The organism is Brevundimonas sp., from assembly GCF_041648615.1.
Classification (GTDB): Bacteria; Pseudomonadota; Alphaproteobacteria; order Caulobacterales; family Caulobacteraceae; genus Brevundimonas.
Genome location: NZ_JBAZOS010000015.1, coordinates 1 through 22,243, shown reverse-complemented (window position 1 = coordinate 22,243; position 22,243 = coordinate 1). Strand labels below are relative to the sequence as shown.

Below are 22,243 nucleotides of genomic sequence, written 5' to 3'. Positions count from 1 at the left end.
GGCCGCCCGGTGGGTCTAGGACAACCAGACTTCCGCCGTCGCCTTTCCGGCGCCTGACTTCAGTTCCAGCCGAAGGCGCGTCCTTTGGATATCTACCTGCCAATCGCCGAGGTTTCGGTGAACTGGCCGCTCCTGGTTCTGCTGGGTGCGGTCGTCGGATTCGTGTCGGGACTGTTCGGCATCGGCGGCGGCTTCCTCATGGCCCCGATCCTGATCTTCATGGGCATTCCGCCGGCCGTGGCCGTCGCCAGCCAGGCCAGCCACGTCGTCGCCTCCTCCACCTCCGGCGTCATCAGCTACACCAGCCAGAAGGCCGTTGATTACAAGATCGGCCTGGTCATGGCCGGCGGGGGCGTCCTGGGCGCGCTGCTGGGGGTCGAGCTGTTCCGCTACCTGCGCCTGCTGGGTCAGGCCGATCTGGCGGTGGCCCTGTCCTATCTGCTGTTCCTCGGCGCCATCGGCACCCTGATGCTCTACGAGAGCCTGGGCCAGATTCTGCGCCGGGTGCGCGGCGAGATGGCTCCGCACAAGGAACGCCGCCGGCCGCTGTGGCTGTACGGCCTGCCGCTCAAGATGCGCTTTCCCCGCTCGGGCCTCTACATCAGCGCCATTCCGCCGTTCGCCCTTGGCATGTTCGTCGGGGTGATGTCGGCCATCATGGGCGTGGGAGGCGGCTTCATCCTCGTGCCCGCCATGCTCTATGTGCTGCGGATGAAGGCCGGGGTGGTGGTCGGCACCAGCCTGTTCCAGATCATCATCGTCACCGCCATGACCACCATCCTCCAGGCCGGCCGCAACCAGACCGTCGACGTCGTCCTGTCGATGCTGCTGTTGCTCGGCGGCGTCGTCGGGGCCCAGTACGGCGCGCGCTGGTCGGGTCGGTTCCGGGCCGAGGAGCTGCGGGCGGTGCTGGGTCTGATCGTCCTGATGGTCGGCATCCAGATGGGACTGGAGCTGTTCGTGCGACCGTCCGACCTGTTCGCCTTCGCGCCGGGGGTGGCCCAATGATCGCCGCCTTGCCGCCGCCGCCGCCCGCCGTCCCGGCGCCCGCGCCGGAACGCTCGGTCGGCACGACGGATCAGGTCCGGATCGCCGCCGCCCTGACCGACGCCCGGGTGAGGGTCGATTCCAGTTTCCAGGGCGCGTCGATCGTTCTGTACGGCGCGGTCTTCAACCCCAACGACACTCCGGCCGATGTCGTGGTGGTGGTGCGCGGCCCGGACGGACCGGTGCGTCTGGTCAAGAAGACGCGAAGCAATGGCGTGTGGCTGAATAGCCGCCCGGTGCTGTTCGAGGGCGCGCCCGGCTTCTACATGACGGCCTCGACCCGGCCGCTGTCGGACATCGCCGATTTCGGCCAGCTGCGGCGGCTGGGCGTGGGCGTCGATCACCTGAGGATCAACGCGCCGGAGGAGAGCCGGACCGTCACCCGCTACGGGGTGCGCGACGTGGTCGTCAGCCGGTTGGGAGAGGACTATCTGGACTTCCGTCGCGCGGTGATCCGGCTGCGCGAGGCGGCGGCCCTCTACGATACCGACCCCGCGGGGGTCCAGTTTGTCGACCGCGGCCTGTTCCGCGCCGAGGTCGAGCTGCCCGCCGTGGCCCCGACCGGCCGCTATTTCGCCGAGGCCTGGCTGTTCCAGAACGGGGAGCCGGTGTCGGTCTCCAACCTGACCCTGACCGTCGAAAAGGTCGGCATCGAGCGCGATATCTTCGAGTTCGCCCATCGCCGGCCGTGGAGCTATGGCCTGCTGTGCGTTCTGCTGGCGGCGTTCACGGGATGGGCGGCGAGCCGGGTGTTCCGACGGAACTAGGAGGCGGGATGCGCAGGCCAGACTTCATGCCCTTGCTGCTCAAGGCGCTGCTGCTGGCCGCCACCATCGCCATGGCGGTTTTCGCCATCGCACCGGTCTGGCGAGCCGGTTAACCACCTTGCTCCGGAACCATCCGCTGTTCGCCCAATTATGGCAAAGCATGGAGGGTTTCAGAATGCGCAGACTGTTCCGCCTCGCGGCCCTGTCGACGGGTCTGTTGCTGGCCTCGGCTTCGGCGGCCGAGGCTCCATACGTATCCAGACAGGCGAATGACTTCTGCTACTTCGAGTGCCAGTTGCGCTGCTACGTCAGCCATCCTGGCGGCGGACCAGGCTGGCGGGCGTGCTACCTGGCCTGCGCGACGGAGAGGTGCGGCTATGTGGGTTGACTGCGGTCAGCCCGCCGCGAACTCGCTCAGCGCGTCGATCACCGCGCGGTTCTGGTCTTCCGTGCCCACGGTGATCCGCAGACAGTCCGGGAGGCCGTAACCGCCGACCGGGCGGACGATGATGCCCTTCGCGTTCAGATAGTCGTTGGCGGCGGCGGCGTTGCGCGCCTCGTCGGGGAAGCGGACCAGCACGAAATTACCGGCCGACGGGAAGACGTCGAAGCCGAAGCCCCGGATGGCCTGGGTCAGGCGGGGCCGCCAGGTTTCAACCAGCTGGCGGGATGCTTGCTGGTGCGCCTCGTCGCCGAGGGCGGCGACGGCGGCCTCGATGCCCGGCACCGAGACGTTGAAGGGCAGGCGGATGCGATCGACGGCTTCGGCCACCTTCAGCGGCGCATAGCCGAAGCCGATGCGCAGGCCGCCGAGGCCGTGGATCTTGGAGAAGGTGCGGGTGACGACGATGTTCCGGCTGTCGCGGGCGAGGGGGAAGCTGGTCTCCCAGTCGGGCTCGGCCACGAATTCGGCATAGGCCTCGTCGATGACCAGCAGGACGTCCGCCGGCAGGCCCTCGTGCAGCCGGCGGATCTCCTCGGCGGTGTTGTAGCTGCCGGTCGGGTTGGACGGGCTGGAGACGTAGACGATGCGGGTCCGGTCATCGACCTCGGCGAGGATGGCCTCGGGCGTCAGGCGGAAGTCGGGCTCGGGGGCCAGCTTGACCGAGGCCTGGTTGGCCAGGGCGCTGATGCGGTAGGCCAGGAAGCCGTATTTGCCGCTGACGATATTGTCGCCGGGCGTGAGATAGGTCTGGTTCAGCAGGGCGAAGACCTCGTCGGAACCGTTGCCGAAGATCAGCCGCTCGGGTTCGAGACCATGGTGTTCGGCGACCGCGTCCCGCAGCTTCGTCGCCCGGCCGTCGGGATACATATGGATGTTGGCGACCGAGGCCTCATAGGCGGCGCGGGCCTTCTCGCCGGCGCCCAGGGCGTTCTCGTTCGACGACAGCTTCATCGGCGTGGCCACGCCCTCGATGCGCGACTTGCCGCCGACGTAGGGGGCGATGTCGAGAATGCCGGGTTTGGGAACGGGGGCGTCGGTCATGGGCGCTTTCAGAACAGGGGGGCGGCGCCGATGACGCCGCTGAGGCCGCCGGGCGCGGATGAAAGCCGCCCGTCCTCGGCCTGCACATAGCCCGCGAGGGTGAACAGCTTCAAGCCGCCCGCGGCGATCAGCGGACTGGCGGCCAGGCCGGCGGCGCCCAGGGCCTCGACGATCGTCGCCGCCGGGGCGGCGCTGTCGGTGGTCCAGAAGGTGCGGTCGTCGCCCGTGGGGCCGGGCCGGGCCTGCTGGATCATCAAGGCCCGCGGGACGCCGTGGCGGTCGTCAGGCAGGGCGCCCACGACGCGCAGATCGGGCTCGGCCAGCAGGCGGCCCCACCAGGCCGAGGCGGGCGTCAGGTCCATCAGGGCGCGCGCTCCCTCGCGCACCACGGCGAGGGCCTGATCCGGGTTAGAGGCCGTGCGGGCCGTCAGGCCGTACCGGTCGGCGGCGAGGGTCTGGCTGGCCGACCCCCAGACCACCAGCGGCGCGCCGGACGCCGCGTCGATCCGTCCCAGCACCGCGCGCAGGACGGCGGCTTCTACGGCCGGTTCGCCCGCCAGGGTTTGCCGCAAGGCGATGGCCTCGGCGTCGGGCGTCGGGTGCGCGCCAACGGCCAGACGGGTGCGGACGGCGTTGGCCACGGCCCGGTCGAGGGCCAGTCGTTCGGTATCGACTTCGGGTTCGGTCAACAGCTCGGGCGGCATCAGAAAAGCTTCGGCGCGGGGGCCAGGGCGAAGGGGCCCAGCCAGGTGCGGCCGTCGCGGAACTGGATGACCAGATCGACGCCGCGGTCGCCCGAGGCGGCGGTGGCGGCGGCGGCCCCCGCCGCGCCCAGCCGGTTGACGGCGCCCGTGCGCGAACCGGCCAGACCCGAGATGGCGGCCATGGGCCGTTCGGCCCTCAGGGCGACCTCGCCCTGCAGACGGCCGTCGCCATCCGCCGACAAGGTCTGGCTTTCGATCCGGGCGCGGCTCTCTCCGGCCTGCAGTTCGCCCTTGATTGCGGTGAAACGCCCGCCCGAGGCGGTCCAGGCGGCGAAGACGCCGGCGCTGTCCATGCCGCCGAGACGGCTGGCGTTCAGGACGGTTCCCTCGATCCGCGCGGTCAGACGGCCCTGCCGCGTGGCGCCCTCGACGGGGCCGCCCGGGCGCCCGCGGGCGTCGACCAGTTCGAAGGCGACATCCATCTCGTCTGTCGCCGCGCGGCCGTCGGTCAGGTGCGGCCGGACATTGAGCAGGATCCGCTCGGCCGAGGCGATGGGGAAGGGCTCGGCGTCCCGGTGGGTCGTGAAGGTCGGGCGGATCATCTCGACGCGCAGGTCGGGGAAGCGTTCGCGCAGATGGCTGACGCTCAGGCGCAGGCCATCCCCGGCTATGCCGACCTTGCCCTTGCCGGCGCGGGTCAGGGTCAGGCCGTCGGGGGCGATCACCACCCAGCGGTCGGGGTTGTAGGCGTTGGTCTCGGCTACCAGTTCGGGCGCCGCGACGCCGTGGCCCGAGGGGGCCATGATCTCGGCGTGCGGGATCGACACCCTTGCCCGGAACGGCCAGCCGGTGGTCGTCCGCGAGGCATAGCTGATCGTCCAGCCGTCCTGGCGCAGGGCCGCGACCCGGGCGTCCAGCCGGGTCTCGATCTGGGTCGTCAGATAGAACCACCAGCCCGTCCAGGCGGCCAGCAGGACTCCCGCGATCAGGAAGGGGGTCAGCAGGCCTCGGCGGCTGTGTCGGGGGGCGGCGGTCATCGAGGCTCCGGGAAACGGGGGCGTGGCAGGGCGAAACGTCCGAGACCCGGAACCGGGCCGCAAAAACACCGTCCGGATCGCCCGGACCGTCCGGATCGGGACCGGTTCATGCGGGCCCAAGATATGGTGAAGCCGTCGCTGTGCGGCAAGCCCCGGGGCTCAGGCGGCGGACCTCTCGTTCAGGAACGCCCTCACCAATTCCACCGCGTCGGCGAGGCCCATGCGCTGGACCTCCGTGCCCGGCGGCAGGCTGGCGAACAGGCGGGTCGGGGCGGCGGCGTCGAGCATGACGAAGACCCCCTTGTCGTCGGCGCGGCGGATCAGCCGGCCGAAGGCCTGGGCCATTTTCGCCCGGGCCAGGGCGTCGTCGAAATTGCGCCCGCCGGCGCCCTCGCCGCCGAAGCGCAGGCGGCGCGCCTTGTGCAGCAGGTCGGGGCGCGGCCACGGCACGCGGTCGAAGGCGAGGATGCGCAGGGACCGGCCGGGCACGTCGACGCCGTCCCGCACCGCATCGGTGCCCAGCAGGCAGCTGTCCTGTTCGGCCCGGAACACGTCGACCAGCGCTCCCACCTCGAGCGGATCGACGTGCTGGGCGTAGAGGGGGATGCCGGCCTTGGCCAGGTCGGGACCCAGCCGCTCATAGACGGCCTTCAGCCGCCGGATGGCGGTGAACAGGCCCAGTCCTCCGCCGCCCGCGGCGAGGAAGAGTTCGCGCATGGCTGCCGCCGTCTGGCGCGGGTCGTCCTTGACCAGGTCGTTGACGACGATGACCCGGGCGTTGGCCGCGTAGTCGAACGGGCTTTCGACCTTCAGGGTCCGGGCCGGTTCGATCAGCCGGGCGGAGCCGGTGCGCAGCCGGGCCATGTCGAAGGGATCGTCAGAGTTCGGATCGGAGAGGGTGGCGCTGGTCACCAGCACGCCGTGGGCGGGCATGATCACCGCGGCTTCCAGCGGCACGGTCGGATCGATCCAGTGGCGGCGCAGGGCCACGTCCATGATCCGGCCGAACGCTGCTTCGGCTGAAAGCCAGTCGAGGAAGTCGGGATCCGGTTCGTCCGAGGACACCTCAAGCGCCGCCAGCATCGAGCGCCAGCCGGGCAGGGTCATACGGGCGCGACGGTCCAGGCCGCGCAGGGCGCCTTCGATGCGGGCGCGGGAGGCGCCGTCCAGATCGGACGCCTCGTCGTCGAGGATGTCTTCCAGATGCCGCGACAGGGCCAGCAGCGGCGCCTCGACGGCGGCAAGGGCCTGGGCGGCCTCGCGCGCGGCCTCGAGCACGGGCTCGGTGACGGGGCGCAGCGAACATTCCATGCCGAATTCGGCGCCGCTGCCCGACGCGTTTTCACTGGTCCGTGCACGGAGCTGTTCCAGCGCGGCCAGCAGGAAGCGTTCGATCGGCCCGACCGGATTGACCTCGCCCGAGGCCGGGGCGATGCGGCCCGACACGCCCTCGCCCGGCAGCTGGGCGGCGGCGCGGACGGCGTCCTGGAGCGCTTTCGTCGCCGCCTCATTGTCGGCGCACAGGTCGCCAAGCCGCTGTTCCAGACCCCGTCCGCGCCGGCCGCGTCCCTCGGGTCCGCGCAGCCATCGGCGCAGTTCGGCCGCCTCCTGTCCGGACAGGCAGGCCGAGAAGGCGCTGTCCGCGGCGTCGAACAGATGGTGGCCCTCGTCGAAGACGATGCGCTTCAACGCCGCCGTCTCGCCGTCCTGCTTCAGGCCGCGCGCCGACCGGGCGCCGTCAAAGGCGGCCTGGGTCATCACCAGGGCATGGTTGGCGACGACGAGGTCGGCGCGACGGCTGGCGCGGATGGTCTTCTCGACGAAACAGGTGCGGTAGTGGGGACAGGCGGCGTGGACGCATTCGCCGCGGCGGTCGACCAGATTGGCGGCGCTGGCCTGATGGCTGGGTCCGGTCGCGAACAGGCCCGGCAGCCAGCCCGGATAGTCGCCGCCGGTCATGTCGCCGTCGCGCGAATGCATGGCCCAGCGGCTGGCCAGGGCCATGCCGACCAGGTCGCCGTTCCCCAGCTGGGCGGCCTGAACCATCTCCTGCAGGTTCAGCAGGCAGAGGTAGTTCTCGCGCCCCTTGCGGACGACGGTCTTCTTCTTGCGCTCGACGGGGTCGGGCCACAGGGCGGCGCTCTCGCGGTCGATCTGGCGCTGCAGGGCGCGGGTGTAGGTCGAAACCCAGGCGGCGCCCTGGTTGCGCTCGGCCCACAGGCTGGCGGGGGCCAGATAGCCGAGGGTCTTGCCCGTGCCCGTGCCGGCCTCGGCCAGCAGGACGCGCGGGCGGCCCTCCTCATTGCGCGGCGAGAAGGCGAAGGCGGCCTCGGCGGCGTAGTCGGACTGGGTCGGGCGGGTCTCGTCGAGGCCGGAGGCCTGGAGCAGTTTCTCGAGCCGGATGCGGGCGGATTCGGAATCGACCGGGGCCGACCCCGCTTCGCCGCGAGGGGCCTCGTCCTCCCATTCCGGCAGGCGGGACCAGGCGTCGAGGCCGCTGCCGCGATGCTGGCGCTCGCGCACGGGATGGTGCTGCAGGGCGCCCGAGACGCGCCACGCCCACGACCAGCCGGCGCGGCCCAAGGTCTCGGCAAGGGTGAAGGCGTCCTCGCGGCCCGGATAGGCGGGATCGGCCAGCTCCTTCAGCAGGCCGGCGGCGGCGTCCATCAGGGCCTGGGCCTGGGCCTCGGCGCCCTTGGGCTCGCTCATCCCCATGGCCAGGGCCAGGCCGCTGGGCGAGGGGGCGCAGAAGCGGGCGGGGCGGACGAAGGCGAACAGCTCCAGCACGTCCAGCAGATCGGGCGACCGGGGCGGCGGGGCGATGCCGAGGCGCCGGGCCGTCAGGCTGGCGTGGGCGACCATGACGGGGGCGGTGGTGAAGGCCCCCTCGGCGGCGCCGCGTCCGATCTTCCGCGGGCCGTCGGCGTCGCAGATCGCGCCGGACCCGGGCGGGATGGCGAGCGCCGGCGGCAGGGCCAGCCAGGGCTCGGCGCCGGTCAGGACGGCGGAGGATGTGAGGGAGTCGACGGACACGTCCGATAGATAGCGGTTCGGGACGTGAAACGGAACGGGAACATGCTATAGGCGCGATGTGACGCCGCCGCCCGCTCCCGCAACGCTTCCGCCCCTCTTCGCCGACTGGTTCGCGTCGCGCGGCTGGTCGCCGCGACGGCACCAGCTGGAGATGATCGCGGCGGCCGAGGCCGGGTCGCACGCCCTGCTGGTCGCGCCGACCGGGGGCGGCAAGACGCTGGCGGGGTTCCTGCCGTCGCTGGTCGAGCTGGCGGAGCGGGGGCCGAGGCCGGCGTTCGGGCCGGGGTCGGGGGTGCACACCCTCTATCTGTCGCCGCTCAAGGCCCTGACCACGGACGTCGAGCGTAATCTGATGACGCCGATCCGCGAGATCGGGCTGAACATCCATGTCGAGAGCCGAACCGGCGACACCAAACAATCCAAGAAGCAGCGGCAGCGCGAGTTCCCGCCGGACATCCTGCTGACCACGCCCGAACAGCTGGCCCTGTTCTGCGCCTGGGACGGCGCGCGGTCGTATTTCGCCGATCTGAAATGCGTGGTGCTGGACGAGGTGCACGCGATCTGGAGCGGCAAGCGGGGGGATCTGCTGTCGCTCGGGCTGGGGCGGCTGCAGTCGTTCGCTCCGGGGATGCGGCGGGTGGCGCTGTCGGCGACGGTCGACGATCCGGAGATGATCGCCTCATGGTTATCCCCTTCCCCCATTTCGGGGGAAGGTGGGCCGCGAAGCGGCTCGGATGGGGGCCCTGTCCGCGACACGAATGGCGAGGGCGAGGCCGCAGCTGGCAGCCCCCATCCGTCTCGCTCCGCGAGCCACCTTCCCCCGCAAGGGGGGAAGGGCGATGTGGTGATCGTCCGCGGCGACCCCGGCGCGCCGCCGGTGGTGGATGTTCTGGTCAGCGAGGGCAAGGTGCCGTGGGCCGGGCATACCGGCCAGCACGCCATCCCGGAGGTCTATGAGGCGATCAAGCGCGCGGGGATGAGCCTGATCTTCGTCAACACCCGCTGGCAGGCCGAATTCGTCTTCCAGCAGCTGTGGTCGATCAATGACGACGACCTGCCGATCGGCCTGCATCACGGCTCCCTGGCGGCCGAACAGAGGCGCAAGGTCGAGGCGGCGATGGCGCGGGGCGATCTCAGGGCGGTGGTCTGCACCTCGACGCTGGATCTCGGCATCGACTGGGGCGACGTCGATCTGGTGATCCAGCTGGCGGCGCCCAAGGGGGCCTCGCGGCTGGTGCAGCGGATCGGCCGGGCCAATCACCGGCTCGACGAGCCTTCGCGCGCCCTGATGGTGCCGGCCAGCCGGTTCGAGATGCTGGAATGCCAGGCCGCGCGCGAGGCGGTGGCCGAGAACGCCTTCGACTGGGAGCCGGTGCACACGGGCACGCTGGACACCCTGGCCCAGCACGTCATGGGCTGCGCCTGTTCCGAGCCCTTCGCCCTGACCGATCTCTATGACGAGGTCACCGGCTGCGGTCCCTATCGCGACCTGACGTACGAGGCGTTCGAAGAGGTGGTCGATCTGGTCGCCACCGGCGGCTATGCGCTGCGCACCTATGAGCGGTTCGCGCGGATCGTGCGGACGCGGGACGGCAAGTGGACGGTGCGCAATGCGGTGACGGCGCAGCGCCATCGCATGAACGTCGGGGCCATCGTGGCGGCGGCGACGCTGAACGTGCGCATCGCCTCCCGGCGTGGCGGCGCCGCCAGACAGCTGATCGGCGGGCGCAAGGTGGGCGAGGCCGAGGAGAGCTATTTCGAGCAGATGACGCCGGGCGACACCTTCGTCTTCGCCGGCCAGGTCTGGGCCTTCCAGGGCATCAACGGCATGGACGCCCTGGTCACCCACGCCCACGACAGGGACCCGAAGATCCCGTCGTGGGGCGGGTCGAAATTCCCCATGTCGACCTCGCTGGCCGACCGGGTGCGGGCCATGATCCAGGACCGCGACCACTGGCGTGTCCTGCCGCCCGACGTGCAGGAATGGCTGGAGCTGCAGGAGGCGCGCTCGCTCATCCCGGACGCGCAGACCATGCTGGTCGAGACGTTTCCGCGCGGCAGCCGGCATTTCCTCGTCGCCTATCCGTTCGAGGGCGGGCTGGCGCACGGGACCCTGTGCATGCTGCTGACGCGGCGGCTGGACCGGCTGGGGATCGGGCCGCTGGGCTTCGTCTGCACCGACTATTCCCTGGCCATCTGGTCGATCAAGCCGATGGACGGGCTGGACCTCGACCGGTTGTTCGAGCCCGATATGCTGGGCGACGATCTGGAGAGCTGGCTGGAGGAGAGCTTTATGATGAAGCGCAGCTTCCGCAATTGCGCCCTGATCTCGGGCTTGATCGAGCGACGCCAGCCGGGGACCGAGAAGACGGGGCGGCAGGTGACCTTCTCCACCGACCTGATCTACGACGTGCTGCGCCGCCATCAACCGGACCATCTGCTGCTGAAGACCGCCCGCGCCGACGCGGCCGCGGGTCTGCTGGACGTGGCGCGGCTGGGACAGATGCTGACGCGCATCCAGGGGCAAATCCGGCATGTGAAGCTGGAACGGCCCTCGCCCTTCTGCGTGCCCGTGCTGGTGCAGATCGGGCGCGAACGGGTGGGCGGGGGTCAGGCGGCCGAGATGATCCTGGACGCCAGCGCCTATGGTTTCGACGAGGCCGGGCTGATCGCCGAGGTGATGGCGGACGCGCCGCCCGGACTGGCGGGCGCGCGATGAACGCGGCGCTCAGGCAGGCGCTGTCGCCGGCGCGCCATCCGTGCGGCGGCCTGCGGGTGCATATCGAGGGCGAGCCCTGCGTGCTGCGCTGTTCGGGGGCGCTGTGGGTGCTGAACCATCGCACCCTGATCGCGGCCGACCTGCACCTGGAGAAGGGCTCGGCCTTCGCGGCGCGCGGCCAGATGCTGCCCCCTTACGACAGCCGGGCGACGCTGGACCGGCTGGAGGCGGAGATCGAGGCGCTCCAGCCGGCGGCGGTGGTTCTGCTGGGCGACAGCTTCCACGACGCGGCCTCGGTGGGCCGAATGGCCGCCGACGACAAGGCGCGGCTCGACCGGCTGGCCACCGGCCGCGACTGGATCTGGCTCGAGGGCAACCACGACATCGCCACCCTGGCGGGGGCCATGGACGACCTCGTCGGCGAGGTCGTCGAGACGCTGGACCTCGGATCCCTGCGTCTGATCCATGAACCGCAGGCGGGGGTGCGGCCGGGAGAGATCGCCGGACACCTGCATCCGGCGGCGCGGGTCGCCGCCTATGGGCGCGGCGTGCGGCGGCCGTGTTTCGTGACGGACGGCCGGCGGGCCGTGCTGCCGGCCTTCGGCGCCTTCACCGGCGGGCTGGACGTGCGTGATCCGGCCATCGCGGGCCTGTTCGCCGAGCCGCCGATGGCCGCGGCGCTGGGACGGGACAGGGTGCATGCGCTGGCCTGGGGCAGCCTCAAGTAGACGTCGTGTTCCAGATCTCTCGACTCAGCTAAGGTTGAGCTGGGGGCGGAGGTATTGACGTTGCGAGACCCTACTGTGGCGTGGTGGCTGATGCTGAAGCGCCCGCCGGCAATTTACGTTCTCTGCGTCTTCGGTCTCTGGTGGGCCGTTGTTGCGCTCTCTGGTCTGGGGTTCTCGATCTTCGGGCCTTGGGATTTCACGGCCACCGGCCAGTTGGGAGACTCATTCGGCATCTTGAGCGCCCTAATGACGTCGATGGCGGCGATCTTCACGTATCAGACGCTGGTGGACACCCGACGCCAAGCTTCTAACGCCGAAGCTGATGCTGATCATCAGAGAAGGGAAACGGCCGCCGCTCAGGCTCTTGCAGTTGCCGAGCGGGAGAAGGCTGATGCGCGGAACGCTGAGCGAGACAAGGCTGACGCCCGGCGCGATAGCGAACGAACCTATTTCGGTCTGCTCGATCTTCGATTCCGTGTTCTGTCAGACTTAAAAACAGGTGCGGTGGCCCATCTGCAAATCGGCACTGATGCTGCTGCAGCGTTGATCGGGAGTCTGCACGCAAGCTTCTACGAGCAAGGGAAAAAGCTAGATTACGCCAAGCGCTATTTGGATATGTATGATTCAAATAGGAACGACTTGGGTCACTATTTTCGTTTTACCTATCACATCGTAAAATTCGCGCACGATAGCTTCGGAACTTCTGCCTACAAATATGTGCGTTTGTTGCGCGCGCAGTTGTCTAACGCGGAGCTCGTCCTAATAGCGCTCAACTGCGCACACGGTGAAGGTGCGGAGAAATTCGCTCGTTGGGTCGAGCGCTATTCCCTTCTTCACAACATTGATGTCGCTGACAGAACGCTATTTGAACTCGACAAATATTTCGCTCCAAAAGCGTTCGACCCAAAGGGAAGCGCGCAGCGACCAATCCGCCCATAGGTCGACCGACTAGGTGCTCGGGTCTACCTTAGCTAACTGCGAAGTCGAAAAACGATGCCCTCGGTGTTCCGTGCCTTCGAACCAGTCACACCAAGCCAAGTATCCAGAATCAGAGTCCTTGCACCAACGTATAGTCATGGCGGGGCCCCCAGACTTGAGCCGCACCACATCGCCGGGCTTGAGAGATTCGATCATGCGCCACTCCCATGGTGCGCCAGCAGTGCCCCGCTCGCCCCCTCGATCCGCTCCTCCAGCACCGCCATGAACTCGGCCCGCTTGAGCCCCGCCGGGATGGCCGGCAGGAATTCGTACACCACCGTCCCCGGATAGCGCCGGAACCCGTGCGCCGGCCAGTGCACCCCCGAGTTGGTGGCCATCGGCGTGCAGGCGCAGTCGAGGTCGCGGTACAGGGCGGCGATGCCGGGCTTGTAGTCGGCGGGGGCGCCGACCGGCGCGCGCGTGCCTTCCGGGAAGATCAGGATCTGCCGGCCCTCGGCGAAACGGGTCCGGGCCTGCCGGACCATGTCTTTCAAGGCCTTGGAGTGGGCCGAGCGGTCGACCGCGATCATCTTCGTCTTCCAGGCGAACCAGCCGAAGAAGGGCAGGGGCAGCAGCTCCTTCTTCATGATGAAACAATTGTCGGGAAACACGGCGAAGGGGGCGATGACGTCCAGCATGCTCTGGTGCTTGCCGGCGATCAGGGAGGCGCCGGTCGGCAGGTGTTCCATGCCGCGGAACTCGACCTTGACCCCGGCGATCCAGCGCAGGCCGAAGAAGATGAATCTGGCCCAGTTCCGGATCACCCACATGGCCTGGCGGTAGGGCATCAGCAGGGCCGGCGACAGGCCGACGGCGAACAGGGCCATCGACAGATAGAGCCAGGCGACGAACAGCAGCGACCGGATCGCGGTCACCTCAGGCGGCCTTTTCGGCGGGGGCCTCAACGGCGGGATCGGGGGCGGGGTCGCCGCCGACGCCGCTGACCATGGCCCGGCCAAGGGCGGCGAGATACTTCATGTATTCCAGTGTCATGCGACGGGCGGTGACCGCGGCCTTCCACCAGCGCGAATTGTCCAGCGACGGCGTCTCGACCGCATAGGGCGTCAGCCGGACGCCCGGGGCGGCGGCGCGGATCTCGGTCAGGGCGCGGGCCATGTGGTAGTCGGACGTCACCACGATCAGGCTGTCATAGTCCTTGGCGCCGGCCCAGGCGGCGATCTCCTGGGCGTTGCCCACGGTGTCCTCGGCCTCGAAGCCCAGATCGACGCAGCAGTTGAAGAGTTTGTTGGAGCCGGGCGTCAGGGCGCGCAACTCCTGGCGGCGGACCTCGCGATTGACGCCCGAAATCAGGACGCGCTCGCCCTTGTCCTGCTCCAGCAGGCGGATGGCGGCGTTGACGCGCTCGGATGACGGGCCGGTCAGGGCCACAATGGCGTCGGCGCGTTCGGGCTCGGGCGCGGGCGTATAGCTGCGCACGCGCTCGGCGAAGGCGAACAGGCCGATCAGCCAGATCAGCGCCAGAATCGCAATGAAAGTCAAAAACTTCATGCGGTTAACCTAGTGACGCCCCTTCAATCGCGCCAGCGCCGTGAAGCGCGCCGCCGCAAGCGCCACCGTAGCCGCCAGCAGCGGGCATGGCGAGAGGATCAACACGTCGCTCCACATCAGCGGCAGGGCGGGGGTCACGCCCTCGGCCCCGCCGAGAAAACGCAGGCCGGCGACGAGGGCCATGGCCACGGCGGCGCCGACCCCGCCCGCGACCGCCGCCACCAGGCCGTAGCGGAGCTGATAGAGGCCGGCGATGGCGCTGTCGGACGCTCCGTTCAGGCTCAGGGTCTCGATCACCCCGGTCTGGGCGGCCATCCCGGCGCGGGTGGCGTAGGCCACGGCCGCCCCCGCCGCGCCGGCCGTCAGCAGGAAGGCCGCCAGGGCCAGGACCGTGATCAGGGCGGCCGATCGCTCCACCTCGCCGCGCCACAGGCTGTGGTCGTCGACGGTGGCGTCGAGCCCGGCGGAGGCCAGGGCGCGGCTGAGGCTGACGGCGCTGGCGGGACCCGCCTTGTCCAGCCGCACGGTGACCAGATGGGGGATGGGCAGGTCCGGCAGGACGGCGTCGCCGAGCCACGGCCGCAGCAGGGCCTCGGCCGTCTTGCGGTCCATGGCCTCGGCCTCGGCCACGCCGGGGACGCCGGCCAGGGTCTCGGCGGCGCGGGCGGCGGCCTCGGCGCCGGTCTCGCCGACGCGGGGCCGAACCTGGACGGTGGCCTCGGACCGCAGCTGCCGGGCCCAGCCGTGCGCCGCGCGGTCGGCGGCGACCGCGCCCACGGCGGACAGGCAGGCGAGGAAGCACAGGACGGCGATCAGGGCGGCCAGCCAGCGCTCGCCGCCGGCGTCGCGCGGCAGCATGGACGCGCGGCGGCTGAACAGACGAAGGATCACGCTCCGCCTCCGTGCAGGCGTCCGCCTTCGAGGCGCAGGACCGTGGCCCCGGACCGTTCGGCCAGGGCCTCGTCATGGCTGGCGATCAGGACGGTCGCGCCCAGCCGGTTCAGCGACTGGAACAGTTTCAGCAGCCGCTCGCCCATCTTCGCATCGACGCTGCCGGTCGGTTCGTCGGCCAGGATCAGGTCCGGTCCGGCCACCACGGCGCGGGCGATCGCCAGCCGCTGCTTCTCGCCGCCCGACAGCGACGGCGGCCGGTCTTCCGTCCGGTCGCCCAGTCCGACCCAGTCCAGCATCTCCTCGACATCGGCGGCGTAGTCGATCTGTTTGCCGCCCGCGAGCCGCAGCGGCAGAGCCACGTTGTCGAACACCGACAGGTGGTCCAGCAGGCGGAAATCCTGGAACACCACCCCGGTGCGGCGGCGGAAGTCGGGCAGGGCCCGGCGGGGCGCCATGGTGGCGTCCTCGCCGAACAGATGCAGGGTCCCGGCGTCGGGACGCTCCTGCAACGTCAGCAGTTTCAGCAGCGTCGACTTACCCGCCCCGGACGGGCCGGTAAGGAAGTGGAAAGAGCCCGATGGCAAGGTGAGGTTAACGTTCCGCAGCGCGCGGTGCGTCGCCGCATAGCCGAAACCCACGCCGGACAGGCGGACGGTGTCGGTCGCGGGGGCGGATCGTGTGGCGCGGCGGGGCTGGACGGACATCGATTTTGGGTCAGGACGCGGTTTCGAACCGCGACGGGAGGGGGCGAAGAGCCTCGCAGTCAGCCGACATGATACTGACCTGCCCGTCCTGCGCCACCAGCTATTTCACCCCGGATGAGGCGATCGGGCCCGGCGGCCGCACCGTGCGCTGCAAGGACTGCAAACACACCTGGCGGGCCACGCTGGACGAGCCGCTGGAACTGTCCATCTCCTCAAATCCGGCGGAGACCGCCAGTTTCGCCTCACGCGAAGAGCCGGAACCCGAATCCCTGGCGGAGACGCCCGCCCCCGAACTGCCCCGCGCCTTCCGCGCCCGCGCCGAGCACCAGCGCCGCCTGCGTCGCGCGGCGACCCATGGCGTGGTCTGGGCCGGCATCGCCTCGGGCTTCGCCGCCCTTCTGGCCGGCGCCTGGCTGTTCCGCGTCGAGGTGGTCGAAATGGCCCCGCGCGCGGCCCAGGCCTATGCCGCCGTCGGTCTGACGGTGAACCCCACGGGACTGGATTTCGAGGCCATCACCGCCAGACCCCTGCCCAGCGATCCGGGCAAGGTGCTGGTCTCGGGCGCCCTCCGGAACGTGCGCGACGACGAGCGCACCGCGCCGCCGGTGCGGGTCGCCCTGCTGGACGCCCATGGCGCGGAAATCGGCCACGCCGTGGTGCGCATCGACGCCGCGCCCGTGCTGCCGGGCAAGGTGCAGGGCTTCGCCGCCGTGATCGCCGATCCCGGCGCGCGGGGGCAGGGCATCGGCGTCGACTTCGTGCTGGATGCGCCCGAAGCCCCTCGTCAGCCCGCGCCCGCCGCGCCGGTTCGCGCCGACACCCGCCGTACGGCCCCGCCCGCCGTCACCGAACCCGCCGTCGCCGCGTCCGCGCCGTTGCACGAGGCCGCCGCCGGCGGCCTGCGCCCCGCCCTGTCGCCGGACTCTTCGGCGCCGATGGACATGCAGCCGATCGACGCGATTCCGGTGGTGGACACGCATGGGGTCGAGGCGGTATCCGCCTCGAATGGCTGACTCCCCGAGGCCCACCGTCCTTCTGCCCGAAGCCGAGGTTCAGCGCATCGTCGCCGGACTGGCGGCGCAGATCGCCCCCGTCATCGATGACGAGACCGTCGCCGCGGTCCTGCTGACCGGCGGCCTGTGGTTCGCCGCCGACCTGACCCGCGCCCTGTCGCGCCTGGGCCGCAATGTCCGCTTCGACGCCCTGTGGCTGGCGTCCTACGGCGACGAGAAGGAAAGCCGCGGCCGGATCGACGTCTATGCGCCGTTCCAGCGCCCGGTCACGGGCCGCCGCGTCCTGATCATCGACGACGTGTTCGACACCGGCCTGTCGCTGGCCGAGGCCGTGCGGATCGCGCGGGAGGCGGGCGCGTCGGAAGTGCTGACCGTGGTCTTCGCCAAAAAACCCTGGCCCCTGCCGCGCGCGCCCGAGCCGGACTTCGTCGGCTGGGACGCCCCGAACCGGTTCCTGGTGGGATATGGCCTGGACCATGCGGGCGCGCTGCGCGGGCTGCCGGACGTCTGCGCGCTGGATTGAAGGTCTTGGGTCTTAGGGCTTAGGTCTTGCACCCGAGACCATGAAGCTCGGGAGAGAAGCAGTTGGGGGACCGAATTCGGGGGTATCGCGACCTGTTGGTCTGGCAAAGGGCAATGTTGGTCGCTGAACGGACCTATCTTGTGACCCGCACTTTCCCGCGAGAAGAGCAGTTCGGTCTTACTTCCCAAGCGCGACGGGCTGCGGCGTCCGTGGCCAAGCCCTAAGCCCTAAGCCCTAAGCCCTAAGCCCTAAGCCCTAAGCCCTAAGCCCTAAGCCCTCTCACAGCCACGCCGCCGTCGGCTCTCGCTCGAACATCTCGTCATAGCCCGGCCGCGCCCGCACCACCGCCCAGCGGTCGCCGTCGACCAGCACCTCCGGGACCAGCGGGCGCGAATTGTACTCGCTGGCCAGCACCGCCCCATAGGCGCCCGCGCCCATGAAGGCGACCAGGTCGCCGGCCTGAAGCGGCGAGGACGGGCGGTCGCGGGCGAAGACGTCGGTGGACTCGCAGATCGGGCCCACGAGATCATAGGTCACGGATTCGCCCTCACGCGGCCGCACCGGGACCAGGTCATGGAAGGCGTCGTACAGGGCGGGGCGCATCAGGTCGTTCATGCCCGCGTCCAGCACGGCGAAGCGCCGGCCGTCGCCGCGTTCATTGATCTGGATGACGCGGCTCAGCAGAACCCCCGCATTGGCCGCCAGCAGCCGGCCGGGCTCGAACGCCGCCTCGACCTCAAGCCCCTCCAGCACGCCTGCGGCCATGGCGACATAGTCGGCGATCGACGGCAGGTCGGACTGGCCATGATAGGGCACGCCGAGGCCGCCCCCGAGATCCAGGCGTGATACGGTCAGCCCCCGCGCCCGCAGGTCCAGCGTCATGCCCCTCAGGGCGCGGAAGGCGGCTTCCAGCGGCTCAAGCGTCGTGATCTGGCTGCCGATGTGACAGGCCAGCCCCACCGGCGTCACATGCGGCGAGGCCGCGGCGCGGGCGTAGAGGGCGGGGGCGTCGGCGAAGGGGACGCCGAACTTGTCCGTCGCCCCGCCGGTGGTGATCTTCGCATGGCCCCCGGCGCCGACATCCGGATTGACCCGGATGGCGATCTCCGGAGACGCGCCCCTGCCGGCCGCGACGGCGATCAGCCGGTCCAGCTCCACGGCGCTCTCGATATTGATCTGGCGCACGCCCGCGTCGATGGCGAAGGCCAGTTCCGCATCGGTCTTGCCGACGCCCGAGAAGACGATCCGGTCGCCGGGGACGCCCGCCTTCAGCGCGCGCCGGATCTCGCCCTCCGACACGGTATCGGCGCCGCACCCCAGCCGGGCCAGGGTGGCCAGCACCGACAGGTTGGCGTTGGCCTTGACCGCGAAGGCGATCAGGGCGTCCCCCAGGACCGCCCGGTGAGCGTCGGCCGCCTCGCGCAGCAGGCCGTAGTGCCGGGTCAGGGTCGCGGTGGAATAGACATAGACGGGCGTGCCGACGGCCCCGGCCAAGGCCTCGAGCGACACGCCTTCGGCGTGGAGCGCGCCGTCGATCCGCTCGAAATGGTGCAAGGATCAGGCGTTCGGCTGGGCGCCCGGGCCGTTGTACGGGCTGCTCGGGCCCCCGTCGATCGGCTGGGTGCTGGGCGGACGGTAGACCGTCGCGGGCTCGGGCAGGCCGGGGGCGCGGGCGTCGCGCTGGCTGCGCTCGGTCTTCTTCGCGGGCGGGGCCTCGAGGTCGGCCATGCGGCCGCAGCCGGCGGCGGAGAGGGCGAACAGGGCGAGGACGCCCAGGCTGACGATCGATTTCATCCCAATCCCCTACGCGAGACGCGTCTTCCATTCGGCGATGCGCGCGCGGACCTGTTCCGGCGCCGTGCCCCCGAAGCTCTGGCGGCTGGCGCAGGAGGCCTCAGGGGTGAGCACCTTGTAAACCGCTTCCGTCACGCCCGCTTCAAGCGATTGCAGTTCGGCCAGGGGCAGTTGCGACAAATCCACGCCCAGGGCTTCCGCCCGCTTCACCGCCGCCCCGGTCACATGGTGCGCCTTGCGGAACGGCAGGTTCAGTTCGCGTACCAGCCAGTCGGCCAGGTCGGTGGCGGTCGAGAAGCCCGAACCGGCGGCGGCGCGCATCCGCTCCGTGTCGGGCTGGAGCGCCGAGACCATGGCCGTCATGGCGCCCAGCGCCAGGGTCAGGGCGTCGAAGGCCTCGAACACCGGCGGCTTGTCCTCCTGCATGTCCTTGGAATAGGCCAGCGGCAGGCCCTTCATCACCGTCGACAGGGCGACCAGCGAGCCCATGATCCGCCCCGTCTTGGCGCGGACCAGTTCGGCGGCGTCGGGGTTGCGCTTCTGCGGCATGATCGACGAGCCGGTGGTCAGGTCGTCGGGCAGGGTGGCGAAGCCGAACTGGGGCGTCATCCAGATCACGATCTCTTCCGCCAGCCGCGACAGGTGTCCGGCGCAGATCGAGGCGGCGGCCAGACTCTCGAGCGCGAAGTCGCGGTCGGACACGGCGTCCAGCGAATTGCCCATGGGCCGGTCGAAGCCCAGTTCCGACGCCGTCATGTGCCGGTCGATGGGGAAGGGCGATCCGGCCAGGGCCGCGGCGCCCAGCGGGTTCTCGTTCATCCGTCTGCGGGCGTCGGTGAACCGCCCCGCGTCGCGCCCGAACATCTCGACATAGGCCATCAGATGGTGGCCCAGGGTCACCGGCTGGGCCGGCTGCAGATGGGTGAATCCCGGCATCAGGTCGGCGGCGTGTTGTTCCGCCCGCGCCAGCAAGGCGGATTGCAGCCCCTCAAGCTGTTCGATCGCCCGGTCGCAGGCGTCGCGGACCCACAGGCGGAAATCCGTCGCCACCTGGTCGTTGCGGCTGCGGGCGGTATGCAGCCGGCCCGAAGGCTCGCCGATCAGCTCGGCCAGCCGCGCCTCGACGTTCATATGGATGTCTTCGAACTGGTCGCGGAACGGGAAGGAGCCGTCGCGGATCTCGCCCTCGATGGCGTCCAGCCCGTTCAGGATGGCGTCGGCGTCCGCCCGGGTGACGATGCCGCGCGCCGCCAGCATGCGGCAATGGGCCCGCGATCCGGCCAGGTCCTGGGCCCACAGCCGGCGGTCCACGCCGATCGAGACGTTGATCGCCTGCATGATGTCGGCGGGCCGCGCCGAGAAGCGACCGCCCCACATGTCTTGACCTTCCGCGTTCGGTTCGGCTTTGGTCGGGGCGGGGGACGTTGGATCGGACATGAAGGTCTCGAAGTCGGTTCTGGGCATGGTGGCGGGCGTGCTGCTGATCGGCGTGATCGGCGGCGCCGCGCTGCTATACGCCAAACCCGGCGTGATCGACAAAGCGCCTGCGCCCGTCGCGGCGAAAAGCGAACTGGCCCGGTTCGCTCGCGGCTCGATCGCCGCGCTGGAAACGCCCGCGACGCTGGAGCCGGCGCCCGCCTATGTGTTCAGGACCCGCGACGGCGCGGCCGCCCGGCTGCCGGACTTCCGCGGCAAGGTCGTGGTCGTCAACGTCTGGGCCATGTGGTGCGCGCCCTGCCGCACCGAAATGCCGACCCTGGCCCGCCTGGCCGAGGCCTATGCGGGCCAGGATCTGGTCGTCCTGCCCGTCAATGTCGACAACGACGCCGACAAGATCGCCGATGCGACGAGCTTCATCGACGTGCATGAACCCCTGCCGCTGTACAGCGACCCGAAATTCCAGCTGCCCTTCGAACTGCCCGGCAAGGGCAAGATGCCCCAGACGGTGCTGCTGGACCGGCAGGGACGGATCCGCGCGCATTTTTCGGGCGAGGCGGACTGGGCCAGCCCGGAAGCCCGCGCCCTGATCGACGCGCTTCTGGCAGAAGCGCCTTGATCGCTACGCCGTCGCCGCCGGCCTGAGCGCGAAGGATCAGTTGCCGCGGGTGTCCGTCGCGGTCTCGGCCTTCTGGTCGTCGGCCTTTTCCGCCAGCTTGTCGGTGGCCTCGTCGACTTCCTGGGCCGCTTCGCTGGCCCCGGCGGCGATGGCCGAGCCGACCTGGGCCGCCTCTTCCTTCAGCGCCGAGCCGGCTTCCTCGGCGGCCTGGCCCGTCTCGGCCGCGGCCTCGTTGGCGTCGGCCTGGGCGTTGTCCTGCTCGGCCTGGCTGCAGGCGGCGAGGGTCAGGGCGGCGACGGCGGCGAGCGTGATGGTCTGGATGCGCATGAAAATCCCCTTCAGCGTGGAACCTTGGCGGTAAACGCGGTGAACCGGACGGGGTTGCGCTTCCGGCTTTGGTCTAGGCGGCGGCGTCGCCCCAGACCGCGCGCAGTCGGGCCGTACGACCGCAGAACCGACTGTAGCCCGCGTAACGGACCGGGTTCAGCCGGGCGAAATCCTGATGCGAGGCCTCGGCGGGCCAGAAGCGGGCGGCGTCTCGCACCGGCGTCACGAACCGGGCGGTCCCGATCCGCGCCGCCGCTGTCCGACGAGACGCCTCGGCGGCGGGCTTCTGGGCGGGGGTGGCGAAGACGGCGGTCGCATAGGACGGGCCCTGGTCGCAGAACTGGCCGTCGGGATCCGTGGGATCGATGGTCAGCCAGAAACGGTCGACCAGCTGGCGATAGCTGATCCGGGCCGGATCGAAGGTGACCTGCACCGCCTCCAGGTGGCCGGTTCCTCCGCGCACCACCTGGTCATAGGTCGGGGCCGCGCTGCGGCCGCCGGCGAAGCCCGATACGGCCGAGACCACGCCGGGCATGTGTTCGAAATTCGCTTCCGTCGACCAGAAGCAGCCGCCGGCGAAGACGGCGACTTCGCGCCGGCCGCTGTCGCGGGCCTGGGGGGTGGACGCCGCGGCCGAGGGCGCGCTTTCGGCAGGGTCGCCGGGCGAGCACGCGGCGATGGCGAAAAGGACCAGGCTGGCGATGGCGCGACGTGACATGACCGATCTCCGGCGAGCGCAGGCGCGCCCGGTCCAGAACATACGACCTCGGGCCGCCTGTGGTTTCAAGGCGGCTGAAAGCAAAAACCGCCGGCCCTCTTTCGGGGGCCGGCGGCTGTTGTTGTCTGGCCGATCGGCCTTCCGGGTTTAGCGGAAGTTGATGCCGATGGTGGCGCGACGGTTCAGAGGCTCGCGAACGCCGTCGG

Annotated in this window: 24 protein-coding genes; 10 read left to right on the top strand and 14 right to left on the bottom strand. The window is 70.2% G+C overall.

Annotation, left to right across the window (positions count from 1 at the left end; genetic code table 11):
- Positions 1-84: 84 nt before the first annotated feature.
- The 3 genes from WC555_RS07760 (at position 85) to WC555_RS07750 (ending at position 2,202) form a co-directional block, all read left to right on the top strand.
- Complete coding sequence (locus WC555_RS07760) at positions 85-1,008, top strand: sulfite exporter TauE/SafE family protein (RefSeq protein WP_373252681.1); 924 nt, start codon at positions 85-87, stop codon at positions 1,006-1,008.
- Positions 1,005-1,814, top strand: a complete 810-nt coding sequence (locus tag WC555_RS07755; protein WP_373252680.1) for a TIGR02186 family protein — start codon at positions 1,005-1,007, stop codon at positions 1,812-1,814. Before WC555_RS07760 ends, WC555_RS07755 begins: the two co-directional genes overlap by 4 nt.
- Before the next feature lie 175 nt (positions 1,815-1,989).
- Positions 1,990-2,202, top strand: coding sequence for a hypothetical protein (locus tag WC555_RS07750; RefSeq protein WP_373252678.1), 213 nt, complete (start codon positions 1,990-1,992; stop codon positions 2,200-2,202).
- 6 nt (positions 2,203-2,208) lie between these two features.
- Here the strand turns inward: WC555_RS07750 and hisC are convergent, their stop codons facing one another.
- The 4 genes from hisC to WC555_RS07730 form a co-directional block, all read right to left on the bottom strand.
- Positions 2,209-3,300: a histidinol-phosphate transaminase gene (gene hisC, locus WC555_RS07745; protein WP_373252676.1), complete on the bottom strand. Its 1,092-nt coding sequence runs from the start codon at positions 3,298-3,300 to the stop codon at positions 2,209-2,211.
- An 8-nt stretch (positions 3,301-3,308) separates the two neighbouring features.
- Positions 3,309-3,989, bottom strand: coding sequence for a hypothetical protein (locus WC555_RS07740; protein WP_373252675.1), 681 nt, complete (start codon positions 3,987-3,989; stop codon positions 3,309-3,311).
- Between the two features lie 14 nt (positions 3,990-4,003).
- A complete protein-coding gene (locus WC555_RS07735; RefSeq protein ID WP_373252674.1) occupies positions 4,004-5,041 on the bottom strand; it encodes a DUF2125 domain-containing protein in 1,038 nt (345 codons plus the stop codon).
- A 159-nt stretch (positions 5,042-5,200) separates the two neighbouring features.
- Positions 5,201-8,041 carry an ATP-dependent DNA helicase gene (locus WC555_RS07730; protein WP_373252752.1) on the bottom strand — a complete coding sequence of 947 codons (2,841 nt, stop codon included), beginning with the start codon at positions 8,039-8,041 and terminating at the stop codon, positions 5,201-5,203.
- A 91-nt stretch (positions 8,042-8,132) separates the two neighbouring features.
- On the opposite strand from WC555_RS07730, the gene WC555_RS07725 reads away from it, so the two are divergent.
- The 3 genes from WC555_RS07725 (at position 8,133) to WC555_RS07715 (ending at position 12,460) form a co-directional block, all read left to right on the top strand.
- Positions 8,133-10,793, top strand: a complete 2,661-nt coding sequence (locus tag WC555_RS07725) for a ligase-associated DNA damage response DEXH box helicase (RefSeq protein WP_373252672.1) — start codon at positions 8,133-8,135, stop codon at positions 10,791-10,793.
- Positions 10,790-11,521 carry a ligase-associated DNA damage response endonuclease PdeM gene (gene pdeM / locus WC555_RS07720; RefSeq protein ID WP_373252670.1) on the top strand — a complete coding sequence of 244 codons (732 nt, stop codon included), beginning with the start codon at positions 10,790-10,792 and terminating at the stop codon, positions 11,519-11,521. Before WC555_RS07725 ends, pdeM begins: the two co-directional genes overlap by 4 nt.
- 90 nt (positions 11,522-11,611) lie before the next feature.
- The gene (locus WC555_RS07715; RefSeq protein WP_373252669.1) at positions 11,612-12,460 is read left to right on the top strand and encodes a putative phage abortive infection protein; all 849 of its coding nucleotides are present in this window, start codon (positions 11,612-11,614) and stop codon (positions 12,458-12,460) included.
- Between the two features lie 9 nt (positions 12,461-12,469).
- Here the strand turns inward: WC555_RS07715 and WC555_RS07710 are convergent, their stop codons facing one another.
- From WC555_RS07710 to WC555_RS07690, 5 genes are read right to left on the bottom strand one after another with little or no spacing between them, the layout of a single operon-like run.
- Entirely contained in the window at positions 12,470-12,655 is a 186-nt protein-coding gene (locus WC555_RS07710) for a YodC family protein (protein ID WP_373252667.1), read from the bottom strand.
- Complete coding sequence (locus WC555_RS07705; protein WP_373252666.1) at positions 12,652-13,374, bottom strand: lysophospholipid acyltransferase family protein; 723 nt, start codon at positions 13,372-13,374, stop codon at positions 12,652-12,654. The genes WC555_RS07710 and WC555_RS07705 overlap by 4 nt, the downstream gene beginning before the upstream one ends.
- A 1-nt stretch (position 13,375) precedes the next feature.
- On the bottom strand, positions 13,376-14,008 hold the full coding sequence (locus WC555_RS07700) for a YdcF family protein (protein ID WP_373252664.1): 633 nt from the start codon (positions 14,006-14,008) through the stop codon (positions 13,376-13,378).
- 9 nt (positions 14,009-14,017) lie between these two features.
- On the bottom strand, positions 14,018-14,866 hold the full coding sequence (locus WC555_RS07695; RefSeq protein WP_373252751.1) for a cell division protein FtsX: 849 nt from the start codon (positions 14,864-14,866) through the stop codon (positions 14,018-14,020).
- Positions 14,867-14,895: 29 nt separating this feature from the next.
- Positions 14,896-15,606: a cell division ATP-binding protein FtsE gene (locus WC555_RS07690; protein WP_373252662.1), complete on the bottom strand. Its 711-nt coding sequence runs from the start codon at positions 15,604-15,606 to the stop codon at positions 14,896-14,898.
- Positions 15,607-15,674: 68 nt separating this feature from the next.
- On the opposite strand from WC555_RS07690, the gene WC555_RS07685 reads away from it, so the two are divergent.
- The 3 genes from WC555_RS07685 to WC555_RS07675 all read left to right on the top strand — a co-directional run bounded on the left by WC555_RS07685 (position 15,675) and on the right by WC555_RS07675 (position 17,366).
- Positions 15,675-16,619: an MJ0042-type zinc finger domain-containing protein gene (locus WC555_RS07685; RefSeq protein WP_373252661.1), complete on the top strand. Its 945-nt coding sequence runs from the start codon at positions 15,675-15,677 to the stop codon at positions 16,617-16,619.
- The gene (locus tag WC555_RS07680; protein WP_373252659.1) at positions 16,612-17,142 is read left to right on the top strand and encodes a phosphoribosyltransferase; all 531 of its coding nucleotides are present in this window, start codon (positions 16,612-16,614) and stop codon (positions 17,140-17,142) included. The genes WC555_RS07685 and WC555_RS07680 overlap by 8 nt, the downstream gene beginning before the upstream one ends.
- A 62-nt stretch (positions 17,143-17,204) precedes the next feature.
- The gene (locus WC555_RS07675; protein WP_373252658.1) at positions 17,205-17,366 is read left to right on the top strand and encodes a four helix bundle protein; all 162 of its coding nucleotides are present in this window, start codon (positions 17,205-17,207) and stop codon (positions 17,364-17,366) included.
- A 55-nt stretch (positions 17,367-17,421) separates the two neighbouring features.
- On the opposite strand, the gene lysA is transcribed toward WC555_RS07675, so the two are convergent.
- The 3 genes from lysA to argH are packed head-to-tail and all read right to left on the bottom strand — an operon-like array spanning position 17,422 to position 20,313.
- On the bottom strand, positions 17,422-18,696 hold the full coding sequence (gene lysA, locus WC555_RS07670; RefSeq protein ID WP_373252657.1) for a diaminopimelate decarboxylase: 1,275 nt from the start codon (positions 18,694-18,696) through the stop codon (positions 17,422-17,424).
- A gap of 3 nt (positions 18,697-18,699) precedes the next feature.
- Positions 18,700-18,936: a hypothetical protein gene (locus tag WC555_RS07665; protein ID WP_373252655.1), complete on the bottom strand. Its 237-nt coding sequence runs from the start codon at positions 18,934-18,936 to the stop codon at positions 18,700-18,702.
- 9 nt (positions 18,937-18,945) lie between these two features.
- Complete coding sequence (gene argH / locus WC555_RS07660) at positions 18,946-20,313, bottom strand: argininosuccinate lyase (protein WP_373252750.1); 1,368 nt, start codon at positions 20,311-20,313, stop codon at positions 18,946-18,948.
- 58 nt (positions 20,314-20,371) lie between these two features.
- On the opposite strand from argH, the gene WC555_RS07655 reads away from it, so the two are divergent.
- On the top strand, positions 20,372-20,992 hold the full coding sequence (locus WC555_RS07655) for a TlpA family protein disulfide reductase (RefSeq protein WP_373252653.1): 621 nt from the start codon (positions 20,372-20,374) through the stop codon (positions 20,990-20,992).
- A gap of 36 nt (positions 20,993-21,028) precedes the next feature.
- Here WC555_RS07655 and WC555_RS07650 read toward each other — a convergent pair whose 3' ends face one another.
- Complete coding sequence (locus tag WC555_RS07650) at positions 21,029-21,319, bottom strand: hypothetical protein (RefSeq protein WP_373252651.1); 291 nt, start codon at positions 21,317-21,319, stop codon at positions 21,029-21,031.
- A 73-nt stretch (positions 21,320-21,392) separates the two neighbouring features.
- Positions 21,393-22,037 (bottom strand): peptide-methionine (S)-S-oxide reductase MsrA, encoded by a 645-nt coding sequence (gene msrA / locus WC555_RS07645; RefSeq protein ID WP_373252650.1) that lies wholly within the window; start codon positions 22,035-22,037, stop codon positions 21,393-21,395.
- Positions 22,038-22,243 lie beyond the last annotated feature (206 nt).

Coding starts and splice junctions, on each gene's coding strand:
- WC555_RS07755 (WP_373252680.1), top strand. CDS start 1,005: ATGATCGCCGCCTTGCCGCCGCCGCCGCCCGCCGTCCCGGCGCCCGCG.
- WC555_RS07750 (WP_373252678.1), top strand. CDS start 1,990: ATGCGCAGACTGTTCCGCCTCGCGGCCCTGTCGACGGGTCTGTTGCTG.
- hisC (WP_373252676.1), bottom strand. CDS start 3,300: ATGACCGACGCCCCCGTTCCCAAACCCGGCATTCTCGACATCGCCCCC.
- WC555_RS07735 (WP_373252674.1), bottom strand. CDS start 5,041: ATGACCGCCGCCCCCCGACACAGCCGCCGAGGCCTGCTGACCCCCTTC.
- pdeM (WP_373252670.1), top strand. CDS start 10,790: ATGAACGCGGCGCTCAGGCAGGCGCTGTCGCCGGCGCGCCATCCGTGC.
- WC555_RS07715 (WP_373252669.1), top strand. CDS start 11,612: ATGCTGAAGCGCCCGCCGGCAATTTACGTTCTCTGCGTCTTCGGTCTC.
- WC555_RS07710 (WP_373252667.1), bottom strand. CDS start 12,655: ATGATCGAATCTCTCAAGCCCGGCGATGTGGTGCGGCTCAAGTCTGGG.
- WC555_RS07700 (WP_373252664.1), bottom strand. CDS start 14,008: ATGAAGTTTTTGACTTTCATTGCGATTCTGGCGCTGATCTGGCTGATC.
- WC555_RS07695 (WP_373252751.1), bottom strand. CDS start 14,866: ATGCTGCCGCGCGACGCCGGCGGCGAGCGCTGGCTGGCCGCCCTGATC.
- WC555_RS07690 (WP_373252662.1), bottom strand. CDS start 15,606: ATGTCCGTCCAGCCCCGCCGCGCCACACGATCCGCCCCCGCGACCGAC.
- WC555_RS07685 (WP_373252661.1), top strand. CDS start 15,675: ATGATACTGACCTGCCCGTCCTGCGCCACCAGCTATTTCACCCCGGAT.
- WC555_RS07680 (WP_373252659.1), top strand. CDS start 16,612: ATGGCTGACTCCCCGAGGCCCACCGTCCTTCTGCCCGAAGCCGAGGTT.
- WC555_RS07665 (WP_373252655.1), bottom strand. CDS start 18,936: ATGAAATCGATCGTCAGCCTGGGCGTCCTCGCCCTGTTCGCCCTCTCC.
- argH (WP_373252750.1), bottom strand. CDS start 20,313: ATGTGGGGCGGTCGCTTCTCGGCGCGGCCCGCCGACATCATGCAGGCG.
- WC555_RS07655 (WP_373252653.1), top strand. CDS start 20,372: ATGAAGGTCTCGAAGTCGGTTCTGGGCATGGTGGCGGGCGTGCTGCTG.
- WC555_RS07650 (WP_373252651.1), bottom strand. CDS start 21,319: ATGCGCATCCAGACCATCACGCTCGCCGCCGTCGCCGCCCTGACCCTC.
- msrA (WP_373252650.1), bottom strand. CDS start 22,037: ATGTCACGTCGCGCCATCGCCAGCCTGGTCCTTTTCGCCATCGCCGCG.